A 15,671-nucleotide genomic window follows, 5' to 3' on the forward strand; every position below is an offset into this window, starting at 1 on the left:
TGCCCTGTTACTTTCTCCGTTCAGGATGTGGCCGCGCTATATGGGTCTGCTATCCCCAAAAGTGCAAGCGCCTTCACTTCCAGTTGTTCCATTTTGTCGGCGTCCGCGTCCGAAATCTCGTGATCGTGGCCCGCGAGGTGGAGCAGACCATGCAGGATGAGGTGCGCGGCATGGGTTTCCAGAGCGATGCCCTTCGCCTCGGCCTCGCGCGCACAGGTCTCGTGGGCGAGGGCTATATCACCGAGCATTTCGGGGAATGGCTCCTCGGGATCGAGATGGATCAGATCGCTGCGTTCCAGCATCGGAAAGCTGAGCACGTTGGTAGGCTTGTCGCGCTGGCGCCATTCGCGGTTGAGCGCGTGGATTTCGGCATCGGAAGTGAACAGCAGGCTCGTGATCAGTCGCGGATTTGCAAGCTCGGGCGCGACCGCTTGCGCTGCTTCGGCCACCCGCAGGGTAAGGGCATGCCAGTCGCCGTCCGGCCAGTGTTCGATGTCGATCTCAAGGTTCAATTGCTAATCGAGCCCACTCATTGGAATGCCTGCACATGAAGGATCGGGGCCTTTGTTTATCAGCGGCCCCCTGAACGCAGTTTGTTGAATTCGGTCGTAACATAGGATTGTGTCACCATCGGGCCAAAACACCAGCATAAGACAGTACGCCCACCACAGCAGAACGAATATTGCGAAGGAAATCCGCCAAATCTTGCTGACCTTGGCGTCACAGGTACGCCATGCATAGAGCGCTGCAATGATGGTGAGCGGAATCGAAAGACGGACGAACCATTGCTCTTCGTCCAGAAAAACGAAGGTCAGGATAAGCAGGGCTATGCAATAGAGCGCAGCGTTGATCCCAAACCAGTATAGCGGCCAGCGACGCCCTTGTTCGCGGTAATGTCGCCAACCCAACAGCGTTCGCCCCTTATGCTTCAGTCAACTCGATGCTTGCCTTGGCGACAGGATGCCGCTCAATCCGCGTGTCCGCGCCCATCGGCAGGGCCTTCGTAGGCTTCCACGATGCGGCCCACGATGGGGTGGCGCACCACGTCGGCGGCGGTGAAGCGGGTCACGCCGATGCCTTCCAGCCCTTCCACGCGGGTGACGGCATCGGCAAGGCCGCTCATGCGGTCGCCGCCGGGAATGTCCACCTGTCTTGGGTCGCCGCAGATCACCATGCGGCTGTTCTGGCCAAAGCGGGTGAGGAACATCTTCATCTGCTCGCGCGTGGTATTCTGCGCTTCGTCCAGGATCACGAAGGCATCGGCCAGCGTGCGGCCGCGCATGAAAGCGATAGGCGCGATCTCGATCTCTCCCGATGCGATGCGCCGGTCCACCTGTTCGGGCGGCATGCAATCGTAGAGCGCATCGTAGAGCGGGCGCAGGTAGGGATCGACCTTGTCCTTCATGTCGCCAGGCAGGAAGCCAAGCTTCTCCCCCGCTTCCACGGCGGGACGCGAGAGGATCAGGCGCTGCACGCTGCCGGTGATAAGCTGGCTGATCGCCTGCGCCACGGCGAGGTAGGTCTTGCCGGTGCCCGCAGGGCCGAGCGCGAAGATGATGTCGCGGCTGTTCAGCTGCCGCATGTAATCGGCCTGCGTGTTGCTGCGCGGGGTGATCGTCTTCTTGCGGGTGCGGATCATGATCGGCGGGCCTTTGGCCTTGCCCGTCACGATGCCGTCTAGCAGCGGCTCGTCCGCCATGGTGATGAGCGCGTCGATCGCGCCTGCATCGATATCCTCGCCGGTCAGCAGCTTCTCGTGCAGCTTGATAAGCACGTCGCGCGCGCGGGCGACGTCGTCTTCGGTCCCCTCGATGGAAACCGTATCGCCGCGTGCGGCGATGTAGACGCCGAGGCGGTTCTCGATCTGGACCAGATTGGCGTCGAACTCCCCGAACAGCGCGCCAAGCGTGGTCTGGTCGTCGAAAGAAACCTCCACTCTGGCACGCCTCGACGCGTCGCGTCGCTCTTCGGGGTGGGCGATCGTGGCGGCGTGGTCGCCGGCGTCACGGGGAGGTTTGCGGGCCATGCGGGTCTTGGCGATTCCTTTCGATTGGCTACCTGCGAAGATAGGGCGCGCCCGCGCGGTGGCAAGCGGGGTGCGTCAACATGACGGTGGATAGTCGTCCAATCGTAACAAATGGGGTCGCAACAATAGATTATGCGGCGACCTGTTCCAGCAGGCGACCTTGCAGCGAGCTTGGTCCGGCATGGACCAGTTCCGCCCGCACCGTGTCGCCGATCTGCAGTTCGCTGTCGAAGAACACCGATTGCAGCCAGGGTGACTTGCCCAGCCACTGGCCCGGCCTGCGGCCCCTGCGCTCGATCAGGATGTCGCAGGTCTTGCCGACGCTGGCCTTGTTGAAGGCATACTGGTCGCGCCCGAGGTGTGCCTGCAGCCGTTGCAGGCGCTCGTCCATCACTTCCTTCGCCACATGGTTTTCCATGCCGGCGGCAGGCGTGCCGGGGCGGGGCGAATACTTGAAACTGAAGGCCTGGGCGTAACCAACGGCATCGACGATGTTCAGCGTTTCCTCGAATTCGGCTTCGGTCTCGCCGGGGAAGCCGACGATGAAATCACCCGACAGCGCGATATCGGGCCGCGCAGCGCGGAAGCGTTCGAGCAGCTTGAGATAGCTTTCGGCGGTGTGCGAGCGGTTCATCGCTTTCAGCACCCGGTCGCTGCCGCTTTGCACCGGCAAGTGCAGATAGGGCATCAGCTTCTCCACCTCGCCGTGCGCGGCGATGAGGCCCTCGGTCACGTCGTTGGGGTGGCTGGTGGTGTAGCGGATACGCTTCAGATCCGGCAGTTTCGCCAGTTCGCGGATCAGCCCGTCGAGGCCGAGCGTGTGGCCCTTGGCATCCTCGCCGCTCCAGGCATTCACGTTCTGGCCCAGCAGCGTGATTTCCCGCGCGCCCGCATCAACCAGTTTTGCCGCCTCGTCCACCAGCTCGCTGTAAGGACGGGAAATTTCCGCACCGCGAGTATAGGGCACCACGCAATAGGTGCAGAACTTGTCGCACCCTTCCTGCACCGTCAGGAACGCGGTGGGAGACACCTTGCGGCGCTTCGGCAGCGCGGCAAACTTCGCGTCCTCCGGCATGTCCGTGTCGGTGGAGCGTTCGCCCTTTACTGCGCGGTCCAGCATGTCGCCCAGCCGGTGATAGGCCTGCGGGCCGACCACCATGCCGACGGCAGGTGCGCGCTTCATGATTTCCTCGCCCTCGGCCTGCGCCACGCAGCCGGCGACAGCGATCATCGGCTCCTTGCCTGCCTCCGCGCCGCTCTTCACCAGGCGGCCGATGTCGGAGTAGACCTTCTCGGTCGCCTTCTCGCGAATGTGGCAGGTGTTGAGCACCACGAGGTCCGCCGCCTCGCCTTCAGGCGCGGGCGTGATGCCCTTCGCCTCCAGCAATTCGGCCATGCGCTCGCCATCGTAGACGTTCATCTGGCAGCCGAAGCTCTTGACCCTGTAGGTCCTGGGGGAATCCGTGGTTTTCATGATGGGCGCGCTCTTAGGCGAAAGAGCGCCGCCATTCAATCGCCGCCGCTAGCGCACGACCGTGCCGATGGCGGACTGGGCCGCAGCAGTTATGGTCTTGCGGTTCGCAAGATCCTCGCCGCTGACGGGCGGAAGGAAGTGCACGTCCAGTCGCACCGGACGCAGCCGGGCAAGTATGCGCTTGAAATTGTCGAGTCCCGGCTCTTCGCCGACCCAGCTTACCTCCGGCACGTCTTCGTAGACGAGGGCGACCGGCTGGACGACGGCGCCTTCCGGCAAGGGCTCCAGCGCGCCGAGCAGGCTGGACTTGAAAGGGATGATGCCGGTGCCGTCGCTGGTCGTGCCCTCGGGAAACAGCGTCAGCGTGCCGCCGTGGTCCATCGCCAGCCGGATCTGCTCGGCCTGGTTGCCGACGTCGGAACGCTTGTGCCGGGCGATGAAGACTGTCTCGTTCATGTCGCACAGCCATTTCAGCAGGCCGAACTGCGCCAGCCCATCGTGCGCGATGAAGGCGCTGTTGGCGGCGTGGGCGAGGGCGGGAATATCCAGCCAGCTGACATGGTTGGACAGCAGGAGCGCGCCGCGCTGGCGCTGGCCATGGCGGTGAAGGTCCAGCCCTGCCACCATGCCGATCCCGGCAAGAAAAATGCGGGGCCAGAACCTGTCCAGCCCCAGCAGTTTCCAGAGGTAATGCAGCGGCACGCAGATGGCGAGCAGCACCAGCATCAACACGAGGCGAAAGCCGATCAGCAGCCAGCCGAGGGGGGAAATCGCGGGCGCAGCAGGAGCCACAGCGGGTGCCATGGCGCGGCGCCTCAGTTCTTGTCTTCGCGGTCGATCCGCACGCCGTAAAGCTCCATGCGGTGATCCACGAGGCGATAGCCCAGCTTCTCGGCAATCTGCTTCTGCAGGGCTTCCAGTTCGGGATCGACGAACTCCACGACCTTGCCGCTTTCCACGTCGATCAGGTGATCGTGGTGCGCTTCGGGTGCGGCTTCGTAGCGGGCGCGGCCATCGCCGAAATCGTGGCGATCGAGGATGCCTGCCTCTTCGAACAGGCGCACGGTGCGATAGACGGTGGCGATGGAGATCTTGGGATCGACTGCGCTGGCGCGTTCGTGCACCTTTTCCACGTCCGGGTGGTCGGTGCTTTCCGACAGGACCTTGGCGATCACGCGGCGCTGGTCGGTAATCCGCAGGCCACGTTCGGCACAAAGGGCTTCAAGATCGATCTGCTGGTGCAAGGCTGGTCCCGCATAAAAATGAAAACGCCCCGTAGCCATAGTGGCCCGGGGCGTTTCACTCAAGCTTGGGCCTTCGCCCATCTACAGGCGCTTAGGCAGCCTTCTTGCGCCCGCGCTTCTGACCGGGCTTGCGGCCGAGGCCGATCTTCTTCGCCAGTTCACGGCGCTTCTCGGCATAGTCGGGGGCGACCATCGGGTAGTCGGCGCCCAGATTCCAGCGCTCGCGATACTCTTCCGGCGTCATGCCGTGATCGGTCATCAGGTGGCGCTTGAGCATCTTCATCTTCTTGCCGTCTTCCAGGCAGACGAGATGATCGTTTTTCACCGAAGCGCGCACGGAAACGGCGGGCTCGGGGCGTTCTTCGACAGTTTCTTCGGTGCCCAGGCCGGAGAGTGCGCCATAGACGCTTTCGATCAGGCCGGGCAGGGTTTCGCCATCCACATTGTTGTTGGCGACGTGGGCGGTGACGATATCTGCTGTCAGCGTGATCAGCATCTCGTTGGCACCGGTTTCGGTAGTTTCCATGTGTACCTCGGTATTGGGGGACCCGTTATTCACCCTTCCTCTTGGCGGGAAGGAACGGGCGCGTTTACGCCATTGCGCGCCAATCACAAGGTCTTTGAGATAGGAAAACGGGAAAACACGTTGGAGAAATGCTTAACGAATTATCATTTCCCTTACTTTGTCTTTTGCTTCAAATATCTTTCGCAAAAGTAATGGCATCCAATGGTCCGCCAACAGCCCCGCGGTAATAGCCCGCGCGATGACCAATTTTCTCGAAGCCGAATCCGCGATACAAGTGCTCGGCAGGGTTACCGTCGCGCATCTCAAGAAAAACGCGCGTAACGCTTCGATTGCGGGCCCTATCAATAACTTCCTGCAACAATTGCTTGCCGATGCCCTTGCCGCGATGCTCCGGCAGGACAGCGATCAAGAGGATTTCCTCTTCGTCCAGTACTTGGCGCGTCAGGGCAAAGCCGGTCACGCGTTCCGGATCGACGTGGTCCGCCCCCGCCGGATCGATCAGCGTAAAGAAGACATTTCGCAGGGTAAGCGAGTCGGCCACCTGCCGCCGCGTCCATGCCTCGCCGAAGCGGGGATCGAAGGCTCCTTCCATGACGGCCATGATGGCATCGAGTGCGTCCCTCACCTGCGCCTCTCCGGCAATTTCGCATCGGGTCCGCGCCCGTAGATGGGCGTCAGGTCGGATATCAGCCGGACGTCATGGATGAGGTGGGCGTAATTGGCATCCGGCAACAGGTCCAGCGCCAGCCTGCCGTCGCCCAGGAAGTCTGCCAGCTCCTTCGCCTTGTTCCCGACGATTACTTCGTGCTTCGCAGCCTTTGCGGCGTCGGCTGGCGGAAGAGATCGTACAGCATCCTGCGCGCTGCCATCGGCGGCAAAGTTCTGCACGAAGAATTCGCCGTGGCCTCCGTTCATGCATACGGTGACGGCGCGCGGTTGGGCCTCCACACTGCGCGCGCGCACGAGTTCGAGGGTGGGATAGCCCAGCACCGGCGCGCCCCAGGCCAACCCCAGCGCACGCGCCGCGGCAAGGCCGATTCGTACACCGGTAAAGCTGCCGGGGCCGAGCGAGACGACGATGCGGTCAGCCCGGCCCTTGTGTGGCAGTTCGGCGATCATCGGCACCAGCCGCTCGGCATGGCCGCGCCCGATGATCTCGCACCGACCGTCGACCAGTGCAGAGCCATCGAAAAGGGCCGCCGAGCAGGCCTCCGTCGCACATTCTATCGCAAGCGTTCTCACGCGCCCCGGTTAGGGGGCGTTTGCGATCAGATCAATTGATTGAAACGGTCAAAATCCGGGCGCGGGCTGCGATCGAAGATCGTGGTACGGTCGCCGTAACCGATAGAGCACAGCCAGTCCGCGCGGTAGCGCGGCTGGTCGGCGAAGAATTCCTTCGTCGTCGCATCCTGATCGAAGCCGGACATCGGGCCGCAGTCGAGGCCGAGCGAGCGCGCGGCAAGCATCAGGTAGGCACCTTGCAGGGCGGAGTTGCGGAATGCGTGCTCGCGCCGCTTTTCCTCGTCGCCCTCGAACCAGCTCTTCGCGTCGGTGTGCGGGAACAGCCAGGGTAGCTGTTCGTGGAAATCGAGATCGTAGCCGATGATGACGCAGACGGGCGCGGTGAGGATCTTGTCCTCGTTGCCTTCGCTGGCGCACTTCGCCAGCCGCTCCTTCGATTCCTTCGACTTGCACCACACGAAACGGCCCGGTTGCTGGTTGGCCGAGGTCGGCCCCATCTTCGCCAGTTCGTAGATGGCGTGGATCTGCTCGTCGGTGACTTCCTTGTCGTGCCAGCCATTCATGCTGCGCGCTTCGCGGAAGATCAGGTCGAGGTCGGCGTCGGAAAGCGTATCGGTCATTTGCGGGGAAATCTCCGGTGGGTTGGTTTCAATGTCCCAACGCCGAACCCCCGCAATCGTTCAAACGCCTTTTTCCGATCAGGCGGCGCGGACTTCCTGCACTTCCGGCACGTAATGCTTCAGCAGCCCCTCGATGCCGTGCTTCAGCGTAGCGGTGGAGCTGGGGCAGCCCGAACAGGCACCCTGCATGGCAAGGTAGACCACGCCGGAACGGAAACCGCGATAGCGAATGTCACCGCCATCGTTGGCAACGGCCGGGCGTACGCGCGTCTCGATCAATTCCTTGATCTGGGCCACGATATCCTCGGTCCCCTCGTCGTCGCCAAGGTCCGCCTCGTCAGCTTCCGGCGGCACGGAAATGCCGCTGGCATCGCCGCCGGTGAACAGCGGGGCCTGCGACACGAAATGATCGAGCAGCACGGCTACCACCTGCGGCTTCAGGTCCGCCCAGGCGACGCCCGGTGCAGCGGTGACGGAGACGAAATCGCTGCCGAAGAACACGCCCGTCACTTCGCCTGTATCGAACAGCGCCTGCGCCAGCGGGCTGGCCTCAGCCTCTTCCGGCGTGGCGAAATCGCGGGTGCCCGAAGGCATCACCTGCTGCCCGGGAAGGAACTTCAGGGTGGAGGGGTTGGGCGTGGTTTCGGTCTCGATGAACATGGCGCAAGATGTAGGCGCGGGGCAAGGCGCTCGCAAGGGCGGGAACCATGCGGGTGGCACAAGGCTTTCCGTCATGGTTTAAAGGGCACCTATTCACCCTTGCTTCATCGCTTCATGGCCTAAGGGGCAGCATGACCTTACTCTCGCGCGTCGCAGGCGCACTTCTCCCGCTCGCCCTCCTTGTTCCGGCGCCCGCGCTGGCGCAGTTCCAGGCCAGTTGCACCATCCCCGCCACGGCGGAAGACGCGCCGCAATATGCAGAGCCGGACGATCCGTGGATCTATCGCGGCACCGACATCCCTGTCGACACGCAATGGCTGTTCGGCGAACTGCCCAACGGTGTGCGCTATGCCGTGCGCCAGAACGGCGTGCCGCCGTGCCAGATGAGCCTGCGCGTCGCGATCGACGCGGGCTCCATCCACGAGCGCGAGGAAGAGCGCGGCTTTGCTCACCTGGTTGAGCATCTGGTGTTCCGCGAATCGGTCTTTTTCGGCCCCGGCGAGGCGATCCCCCATTTCCAGCGGCAGGGCGCGGCGCTGGGGAACGATACCAACGCCACCACAAGTCCCACGCAGACGGTCTACAAGTTGGACCTTCCCAACGCCACGCGATCCAGCATGGACGATGCCGTGCGTCTGTTCACCGGCATGGTGACGCAACCGGCCCTCTCCGCGCAGAACGTGGCGACCGACGTGCCCATCGTTCTGTCCGAACGGCGCGAGCGCGCAGGCCCGGCCCGCCGGGTGCAGGAAGCCGTCACCGCCACGCTGTTCTCCGGGCAGCGCCTTGCCAGCCGTAGCCCCATCGGTACGGTCGAAACGCTGGAAGGCGCCACGGCAGAGGCCGTGCAGGCCTTCCACCAGCGCTGGTACAGGCCCGAGAACGCCACCGTCGTCCTCGTCGGCGATGCCGATGTGCAGGTGCTCGCCGCGATGGTGGAAAAGCACTTTGCCGACTGGGACGTGCCGGGCGAACCCGCACCCGCTCCCGATTTCGGCGATCCCGTCGCGCCTCCCGGTGCCGACCCGGACAATCCCGTGGGAGAAGTGAACATTGTTGTCGAACCCGGCCAGACGCGCACGCTGACCTTCGCCGTCATGCGTCCGTGGGTGCAGGTGATCGACAACCTCGAATACAACCGCCGCAATCTGCTCATGCAGGTCGCCGCCGCCGTGGTGAACCGGCGGCTGGAGAACCGCGCGCGTGCAGGGGGCAGCTATCTTGCCGCCTCCGTGGGCCGCGAGAAGGTGAGCCGCACGGTCGACGGCACGTTCGTTTCGGTCACACCGGCTGGCGAGAATTGGGAAACCGCACTTTCCGACGTACGCGGCGTGATCGCCGATGCACTGGACGAGCCGCCCAGCCAGGCGGAGATCGATCAGGCCGTGGCCCTGTTCGACGTGGCTTTCGTGGACATGGTGGAGCAGTCGCGCATCCAGGCAGGTTCGCAATTGGCGGACCAGATCACGCAGGCCGTCGACATTCGCGAGGCCGTGGCCAGCCCGGAAACCTTCCTCGAGGTCTTCCGCTCCATCAGCGAACGCTTCACCCCCGCACAGGTGCAGGAAGCGACGCAGGCGCTGTTCGATGGCGAGGTGATCCGCGCCATCATGCTCACGCCCGATCCGATGGACGCGAACGTGCAGGAACTGCGCGCCGCGCTGCAATCGCCCGCCGTGGCGCTGGCCGGTGCGCGCGAGAATGCAGAGCCGATCAATTTCGCTGATCTCCCTCCTGTCGGCGATCCCGCGCTGCCTTCGCTGCGCGAGCCGCTTGGCGTGCTGGACGTGGAGCGGCTGGAGTTCGAGAACGGCGTTCGCGCCCTGCTGTTCAGCCGCAACAACGAACCGGGCCGCGTTACCGTGCGGGTGCGTTTCGGCGCTGGCTGGCGCGGATTCGAGGATGACGAGGCGGCCTATGCCCACCTCGCGCCAATGGCTCTGGTTAATTCCGGCGTCGGCCCGCTCGATCAGAACGACCTCGACCGCGCGGCGGCAGGCAGCAAGCTGGGCTTCGATTTCCGGATCGAGGACGGGGCTTTCGTGTTCGAAGGTCTCACCCGGCAGGAGGACCTTGACGAGCAGCTCTACCTGTTCGCGAAGAAGTTGCAGGAACCCGGCTGGGACCCCGCTCCATTCGAGCGGGCGAAGGCGAGCGCCTTGCTCAGCTACGAATCCTACAGCCGCGATCCCAACGGCGTGCTCAACCGCGATCTCGATTGGTTGCTGCGCGACCGCGATCCGCGCTTCGTCACGCCAGGGCCGGATCTGATCGGGGATGCAACGGCGGAGGGCTTCCGCCGCACATGGTCGCGCCTCCTCTCGCAAGGTCCGGTGGAAGTCGCCGTGTTCGGCGATATCAATCGCGAGGAGACCATCCAGGCGCTGTCGCGCACGTTCGGGGCGCTCGATCCGCGTATGCCGCTGGCACCCGAAGTCGCCAACCGTCCGCTCGAATTTCCCGAGCTGGGGGCAGGTCCGGTGCGCCTGACGCACGAGGGCGATACCGACCAGGCCGCCGCCGTCATCGCCTGGCCAACTGCGGGCGGTTCCGCGGGGCTGGTGCAGAGCCGCAAGCTGGACCTGCTCTCGCAGGTCTTCTCCAACCGCCTGATGGATGGCCTGCGCGAGCGGGCAGGGGCGGCCTATGCGCCCTTCGTCACGTCAAGCTGGCCGCTGGATACGCAGTCCGGCGGGCTGGTGTTTGCCCTTGCGCAGATCGACCCCGCGCTGGTGCCCGCCTTCTATGACGAGGCCGAGACGATCGTCGCTGACCTTGCCGAGAACGGCCCAACAGCGGACGAGCTTTCCCGCGTGGTGGAACCGATCCGTCAGCGCATCGAGCGTGCCAGTACCGGCCACACCTTCTGGCTGAACCAGCTGGAAGGCGCGGCCTTCGACCCGAACCGGGCGATTTACCTGCAATCGCTCTACAGCGACTACTCCAATGCCACGCCGGAAGAGATGCAGGCGCTGGCGCAGCGATACCTCGTCGCGCGGCCGGGCCTGCGGATTTCGGTGCTGCCGGAAGGGGCAGTGGCAGGTGTTAGTGCGGGGGCGGGGCAGGTGACATCCGGGCGCTGAGCCCGTCCGCTTGGCCCGCGTCCGTTTCTCAAGTAACCTTTGCGCCCCGCGAAACCGGGCTGTAGGAGCCCTTGTCTCCCCAGCATTTTGATATTGGATGGCCCGGCGGGGAACGGGCGCGCATGAACGAGTAGAATACGTGGCACAGAACTGGACACCCGAGAGCTGGAAACAGGACCGTTTCACCGCGAAGCACCTGCCCAAGTACGAAGACGCGGACGCGCTGGCCGAGGCTGAGCGCGCGCTGGCAGGGTTTCCGCCGCTGGTATTTGCTGGCGAGGCGCGCAACCTGAAGGCCGATCTGGCGCAGGTCGCTTCTGGTCAGGCGTTCCTCGTGCAGGGCGGCGACTGTGCCGAGAGCTTTGCCGAATTCAGCGCCAACAACATTCGCGATACCTTTCGCGTAATCCTGCAGATGGCGGCCGTGCTGACTTTCGCCAGCAAGATGCCGGTGGTTAAAGTGGGCCGCATGGCCGGGCAATTCGCAAAGCCGCGCAGCAGCGATACCGAAACGCAGGGCGACATGACGCTGCCGAGCTACTTCGGCGACAACGTGAACGGCATCGACTTCGCGCCCGAATCGCGGCGCAACGATCCGCAGCGGATGCTGCGCGCCTACTCGCAGGCCGCCGCCACGCTGAACCTGCTGCGCGCCTTTGCAGGCGGCGGCTATGCCAACCTGCGGCAGGTGCATCAGTGGACGCTGGATTTCATGGAGCGCAGCGCCTGGACCAGCGAGTTCAAGCAGATTGCCGACCGGATCGGCGAAGCGCTCGATTTTATCGAGGCCTGCGGTGTCGATATCGAGGACCAGCAATCGCTCAAGACCGCGACGTTCTACACCAGTCACGAGGCGCTGCTGCTGCCTTACGAGCAGGCGATGACGCGGCAGGATTCGCTGACCGGCGACTGGTACGACACCTCCGCCCATATGCTGTGGATCGGCGATCGCACGCGCTTCATCGATTCCGCCCACGTGGAATTCCTGCGCGGCGTGAACAATCCCATCGGCGTGAAGTGCGGCCCCTCGCTGGAGCCGGACGCGCTGCTGAAGATGCTGGACGTGCTGAACCCCGCGCGCGAGCCGGGCCGCATCACGCTCATCAGCCGCTTCGGCGCGGGCAAGGTGGAAGACGGCCTGCCGCCGCTGGTGCGCGCCATCGAGCGCGAGGGACACCCGGTGGTGTGGAGCTGCGACCCGATGCACGGCAACGTCATCAAGTCCGACAGCGGCTACAAGACCCGACCGTTCGACCGCATCCTTTCCGAAGTGCGCGGCTTCTTCGCCGTGCACCGTGCGGAAGGCACCCATGCGGGCGGCATCCACGTGGAAATGACCGGGCAGGACGTGACCGAGTGCACCGGCGGGGCCGTTGCCATCACCGACGAGGGGCTGGCCGATCGTTACCACACGCACTGCGACCCGCGCCTCAACGCGGCGCAGTCGCTGGAACTGTCGTTCCTGCTGGCCGAAATGATCAACCTGGAACTGGGCGAAGCGCGCGAAGCGGCGGAATAAAGTTCCCGGATAGGGTGTTATCCCTATCCGGCTGACGCACCTCCGCTCATACATCACCCCTATGGCATCCCCATCGTTGTGCATGGGGAGCAGCCTAGGTGGATGTCTGGCGCGCGTTGCGCGAACCTATTCTGGCAGGATTGATCTGGGCTCTCGCGGCGCTCGGCTGTCTTGCCCTGCGCGATGTGCTGGGCGGAGTGATCCTCGTCTGGGTGCCCTCAGGCGTGGCGGTTGCCGCGTTCTATGTGGTGCGGCAGAGGCACTGGGCCTTGCTGGCGCTGGTCCTGCTGCCGATGCAGGCGGCCACGATCTGGAGCGCGGGCATCCCGTTGGCCGAAGCGACCGTCTATTCCATTTCCAGCGTGGTGCAGTCCGCCATCATCGCCAGCCTCAGCACCATGGCCATGGGCGGGCGCAGCCAGGTGCCGCGCAAGTTCCGGCAACTTGGCGGAGCCTTCGCCGCGGCCATCGCGGGATGCCTTGCAGGTGCGCTGATCGCCATTCCCTTCCGCGCAGAGCAGACCGTCGGGGAGTTTTCCTGGTGGTTCATGGCCAACGTGCTTGCCGTGATCATCTTCTCCCCCATCCTGCTGGGCGTGGTGCGCAAGCTTACCGCGCGCGGAAGCGATGTGGCGAACTCGGGCGTGGAGGGATCGCTATATCCCTGGCTGATCGCCTGCGCGGGGCTGGCCTTGCTCGCCCTGCAGGTCTCGCAGGTCACGCTGATGCCGCTGCTGGTGGCGGCCATGGTGATGGCAGCCGTGCGCTACGGCCAGATGGCCAGCCTGCTGGTCGTGCTGATCTATGCCGCCTGCGCCACCGCGCTCAGCGTCGTGGCAGGCTCCCCCATGCCCCATCTCGCGGTGCCCGCGGGCGAGGCCACGCTGGTCCTGCAAACCTGGATGTTCACCATGCTCGCAACCGCCTTGCCGATCGCTTCCGCCCTGATGAAGCGCCAGCAGTTGCAGCGCGAACTCATCGCCCGCAACCGGGAGATGCGCGAGAGCCTGATGCTGTTCGACCTGGCCGAGGAAACCGCCTCCATCGGGCGCTGGCGGCTCGATCTCGTGACGGGAGAGCAGGACTGGTCGCCCAAGATGCTGGAGATGAACGGCCTGCCGCGCTCCCTCGCGCCCGATCCCGGTGATATGCGCCATCGCCTGCCCGACGGTGGCAGCGAGGTTTTCGGGCAGATCGCCAGGAACAAGGAGACAGTGGGCACCTACACCTTCACCTATCGCATCCGGCCGACGAACCAGCTCGAGCGGGTGCTGCGCATGACGATGCTGAACGAATTCGATCCTCGCGGCAAACGCACCGCGGTGTTCGGCGTGGCGATGGACGTGACCGAACAGGTGCGCCGGGAAGAAGCGCTCGACACTGCACGCAGCCGCGCAATGCGGCTCGCAACCGAGGCGCAGAAGCTGGCCAACACCGATCCGCTGACCGACCTTCCGAACAGGCGCTGCACCTTCGCCAAACTCGACAGCATGACCCTGGTTGCGGAAAACTGTGGCAGCCCCTTGAGCGCGATGCTGTTCGATATCGATTACTTCAAGTCGGTGAACGACACCTACGGCCACCAGGTTGGCGACGAGGTGATCCAGCGGGTTGCCGAGATTGCCCGGGCACAGGCGCGCAAGGGCGACGTGCTGGGGCGCATCGGCGGCGAGGAATTCGTGTGGCTGATCGCAGGCACGCAGGAGAGCGCGGCGCGGCTGCTGGCAGAACGGTTGCGCCAAGCGGTCGAGCAGGGCTTTACCGGCACTCGCCTGCCCAGCGTGACGATCAGCGTGGGATTGGCCTATTTCCGCCCCGGAGACGATTGCGGGAGCCTCCTTGCCCGCGCCGACGCGGCGCTTTACGAAGCGAAAGGAGCCGGGCGCAACCGGGTGCAACGCGCTGCCTGACGCCCCGCTTTCGGGGTATTTTGTTCGGAACAGGGGTTTTAATCGGAAACCCGATAGGCCATTCGTTCGTAGGACGTTCACAGATCGTCTTCCGGGAGAGGACCTTGTCCCAGACCATTACCCGCCAGCTTTCGGACCGGCCCGTGCCGTCTCTGGCAGACCGTTTTGCCGCGACGCGCGCCCTGATGGAGGGCCTGCTCGAACCACTGAGCGAGGCCGATGCCACCATCCAGTCGATGGAAGATGCCTCGCCCGCAAAGTGGCATGCCGCGCACACCACGTGGTTCTGGGAAACCTTTCTGCTGCGCGATCACGTGTCGGGTTTTCGACTGTTCGACGAGCAATGGCCGTTCCTGTTCAACTCCTATTACGAGGCCGAGGGCGAGCGCATCATGCGCGGCAATCGCGGCCTGGTGACGAGGCCCACGCTATCGCAAGTGCTCGAATGGCGCGCGCACGTGAACGAGGCGATGCAGTCGCTGATGACGGACGAGCGCTGCGCGGACCTGATCGAACTGGGCATAGCGCACGAGCAGCAGCACATCGAATTGCTGCTGACCGATATCAAGCACGCGTTCTCCAAGAACCCGCTCGGCCCCGCGATCTGGGACAAACAGCCCGCTGCGCCGAGCGCACAGCAGGACGGCTGGATAGAGCATCCCGGCGGCATCGCCCGCGTGGGCAACCAGTCGGATGGCTTCGCTTTCGATAACGAAGGCCCCGCGCACCGCGTGCTGCTGGAGCCTTTCGCGCTGTCGCGCCGCCTCGTCACCAATGGTGAATGGGCTCAGTTCATCGCCGACGGCGGTTACAAGGATCATCGCCTGTGGCTGTCCGACGCCTGGGCCTGGCTCGACCGCTGCAACATTTCCGCGCCGCTCTACTGGCGTGAGGGCGAACACTTTACCCATGCCGGGTGGCAGGAGCGCGATCCCGACGCGCCGGTGTCGCACATCTCCTATTACGAGGCCGATGCCTTCGCCTCGTGGGCGGGATTCCGCCTGCCGACCGAGTTTGAATGGGAAGCTATCGCGCGCGGGCAGGATGCGCCGGAGACGGACCAGCGTTTCGATGCCGCTGCGGGCAATCAACTCGATGCCGCTGCACCGCCGCCGCCCATTGGTACGGGCGAGCTGTTCGGCGACGTTTGGCAGTTTACCCGGTCCGGCTACCTGCCCTATCCGCGCTTCAAGCCAGCCGAGGGCGCAGTGGGCGAATACAACGGCAAGTTCATGGCCGGGCAGTGGGTGCTGAAAGGCGCCAGCTGTGCCACTGTGCGCGGCCATTCGCGGGCAAGCTACCGCAATTTCTTCTACCCCCAGCAACGCTGGCAGTTCACCGGCCTGCGGCTGGCAAAGGATTTGTAA

15 protein-coding genes are annotated in these 15,671 nt (G+C 64.3%); 4 read left to right on the plus strand and 11 right to left on the minus strand.

Translation table 11 applies throughout. The features are described from left to right. Positions 1-20: 20 nt before the first annotated feature. The 11 genes from ybeY to D4Q51_RS12410 all read right to left on the minus strand — a co-directional run bounded on the left by ybeY (position 21) and on the right by D4Q51_RS12410 (position 7,792). Entirely contained in the window at positions 21-512 is a 492-nt protein-coding gene (gene ybeY, locus D4Q51_RS12360) for an rRNA maturation RNase YbeY (protein ID WP_120078080.1), read from the minus strand. Positions 513-515: 3 nt separating this feature from the next. Further along, the gene (locus D4Q51_RS12365; RefSeq protein WP_120078081.1) at positions 516-908 is read right to left on the minus strand and encodes a hypothetical protein; all 393 of its coding nucleotides are present in this window, start codon (positions 906-908) and stop codon (positions 516-518) included. Between the two features lie 59 nt (positions 909-967). Then, a complete protein-coding gene (locus D4Q51_RS12370) occupies positions 968-2,026 on the minus strand; it encodes a PhoH family protein (RefSeq protein ID WP_120078082.1) in 1,059 nt (352 codons plus the stop codon). Between the two features lie 130 nt (positions 2,027-2,156). Further along, complete coding sequence (miaB, locus tag D4Q51_RS12375) at positions 2,157-3,500, minus strand: tRNA (N6-isopentenyl adenosine(37)-C2)-methylthiotransferase MiaB (RefSeq protein ID WP_120078083.1); 1,344 nt, start codon at positions 3,498-3,500, stop codon at positions 2,157-2,159. Positions 3,501-3,548: 48 nt separating this feature from the next. Then, positions 3,549-4,304: a lysophospholipid acyltransferase family protein gene (locus D4Q51_RS12380; protein WP_120078084.1), complete on the minus strand. Its 756-nt coding sequence runs from the start codon at positions 4,302-4,304 to the stop codon at positions 3,549-3,551. 11 nt (positions 4,305-4,315) lie between these two features. Further along, positions 4,316-4,744 carry a Fur family transcriptional regulator gene (locus D4Q51_RS12385; RefSeq protein WP_120078736.1) on the minus strand — a complete coding sequence of 143 codons (429 nt, stop codon included), beginning with the start codon at positions 4,742-4,744 and terminating at the stop codon, positions 4,316-4,318. Positions 4,745-4,835: 91 nt separating this feature from the next. Then, a complete protein-coding gene (locus D4Q51_RS12390) occupies positions 4,836-5,270 on the minus strand; it encodes a Ros/MucR family transcriptional regulator (protein WP_120078085.1) in 435 nt (144 codons plus the stop codon). A gap of 169 nt (positions 5,271-5,439) precedes the next feature. After that, positions 5,440-5,871, minus strand: a complete 432-nt coding sequence (locus D4Q51_RS12395; protein WP_240624715.1) for a GNAT family N-acetyltransferase — start codon at positions 5,869-5,871, stop codon at positions 5,440-5,442. 20 nt (positions 5,872-5,891) lie between these two features. Continuing rightward, positions 5,892-6,512, minus strand: coding sequence for a tRNA (adenosine(37)-N6)-threonylcarbamoyltransferase complex dimerization subunit type 1 TsaB (tsaB, locus tag D4Q51_RS12400; protein WP_120078087.1), 621 nt, complete (start codon positions 6,510-6,512; stop codon positions 5,892-5,894). 26 nt (positions 6,513-6,538) lie between these two features. Next, positions 6,539-7,132 (minus strand): malonic semialdehyde reductase, encoded by a 594-nt coding sequence (locus tag D4Q51_RS12405; RefSeq protein WP_120078088.1) that lies wholly within the window; start codon positions 7,130-7,132, stop codon positions 6,539-6,541. A 78-nt stretch (positions 7,133-7,210) separates the two neighbouring features. Beyond that, positions 7,211-7,792 carry a NifU family protein gene (locus D4Q51_RS12410; protein WP_120078089.1) on the minus strand — a complete coding sequence of 194 codons (582 nt, stop codon included), beginning with the start codon at positions 7,790-7,792 and terminating at the stop codon, positions 7,211-7,213. A gap of 131 nt (positions 7,793-7,923) precedes the next feature. On the opposite strand from D4Q51_RS12410, the gene D4Q51_RS12415 reads away from it, so the two are divergent. The 4 genes from D4Q51_RS12415 to egtB all read left to right on the plus strand — a co-directional run bounded on the left by D4Q51_RS12415 (position 7,924) and on the right by egtB (position 15,671). Continuing rightward, positions 7,924-10,875, plus strand: coding sequence for a M16 family metallopeptidase (locus D4Q51_RS12415; RefSeq protein ID WP_120078090.1), 2,952 nt, complete (start codon positions 7,924-7,926; stop codon positions 10,873-10,875). Between the two features lie 139 nt (positions 10,876-11,014). Then, a complete protein-coding gene (locus D4Q51_RS12420; RefSeq protein ID WP_120078091.1) occupies positions 11,015-12,394 on the plus strand; it encodes a class II 3-deoxy-7-phosphoheptulonate synthase in 1,380 nt (459 codons plus the stop codon). 116 nt (positions 12,395-12,510) lie between these two features. Next, complete coding sequence (locus tag D4Q51_RS12425; RefSeq protein ID WP_162925316.1) at positions 12,511-14,304, plus strand: sensor domain-containing diguanylate cyclase; 1,794 nt, start codon at positions 12,511-12,513, stop codon at positions 14,302-14,304. 104 nt (positions 14,305-14,408) lie between these two features. After that, positions 14,409-15,671 carry an ergothioneine biosynthesis protein EgtB gene (gene egtB, locus D4Q51_RS12430; protein ID WP_240624716.1) on the plus strand — a complete coding sequence of 421 codons (1,263 nt, stop codon included), beginning with the start codon at positions 14,409-14,411 and terminating at the stop codon, positions 15,669-15,671.

Origin of the sequence: Aurantiacibacter odishensis (genome assembly GCF_003605195.1) — a bacterium.
Taxonomy (GTDB): Bacteria; Pseudomonadota; Alphaproteobacteria; order Sphingomonadales; family Sphingomonadaceae; genus Alteraurantiacibacter; species Alteraurantiacibacter odishensis.

Bases quoted from the DNA above. Each gene is read 5' to 3' on its own strand.
- D4Q51_RS12415 (WP_120078090.1), top strand. From the start codon at position 7,924: ATGACCTTACTCTCGCGCGTCGCAGGCGCACTTCTCCCGCTCGCCCTC.
- D4Q51_RS12380 (WP_120078084.1), bottom strand. From the start codon at position 4,304: ATGGCACCCGCTGTGGCTCCTGCTGCGCCCGCGATTTCCCCCCTCGGC.
- miaB (WP_120078083.1), bottom strand. From the start codon at position 3,500: ATGAAAACCACGGATTCCCCCAGGACCTACAGGGTCAAGAGCTTCGGC.
- D4Q51_RS12405 (WP_120078088.1), bottom strand. From the start codon at position 7,132: ATGACCGATACGCTTTCCGACGCCGACCTCGACCTGATCTTCCGCGAA.
- D4Q51_RS12410 (WP_120078089.1), bottom strand. From the start codon at position 7,792: ATGTTCATCGAGACCGAAACCACGCCCAACCCCTCCACCCTGAAGTTC.
- D4Q51_RS12395 (WP_240624715.1), bottom strand. From the start codon at position 5,871: ATGGCCGTCATGGAAGGAGCCTTCGATCCCCGCTTCGGCGAGGCATGG.
- D4Q51_RS12370 (WP_120078082.1), bottom strand. From the start codon at position 2,026: ATGGCCCGCAAACCTCCCCGTGACGCCGGCGACCACGCCGCCACGATC.
- D4Q51_RS12390 (WP_120078085.1), bottom strand. From the start codon at position 5,270: ATGGAAACTACCGAAACCGGTGCCAACGAGATGCTGATCACGCTGACA.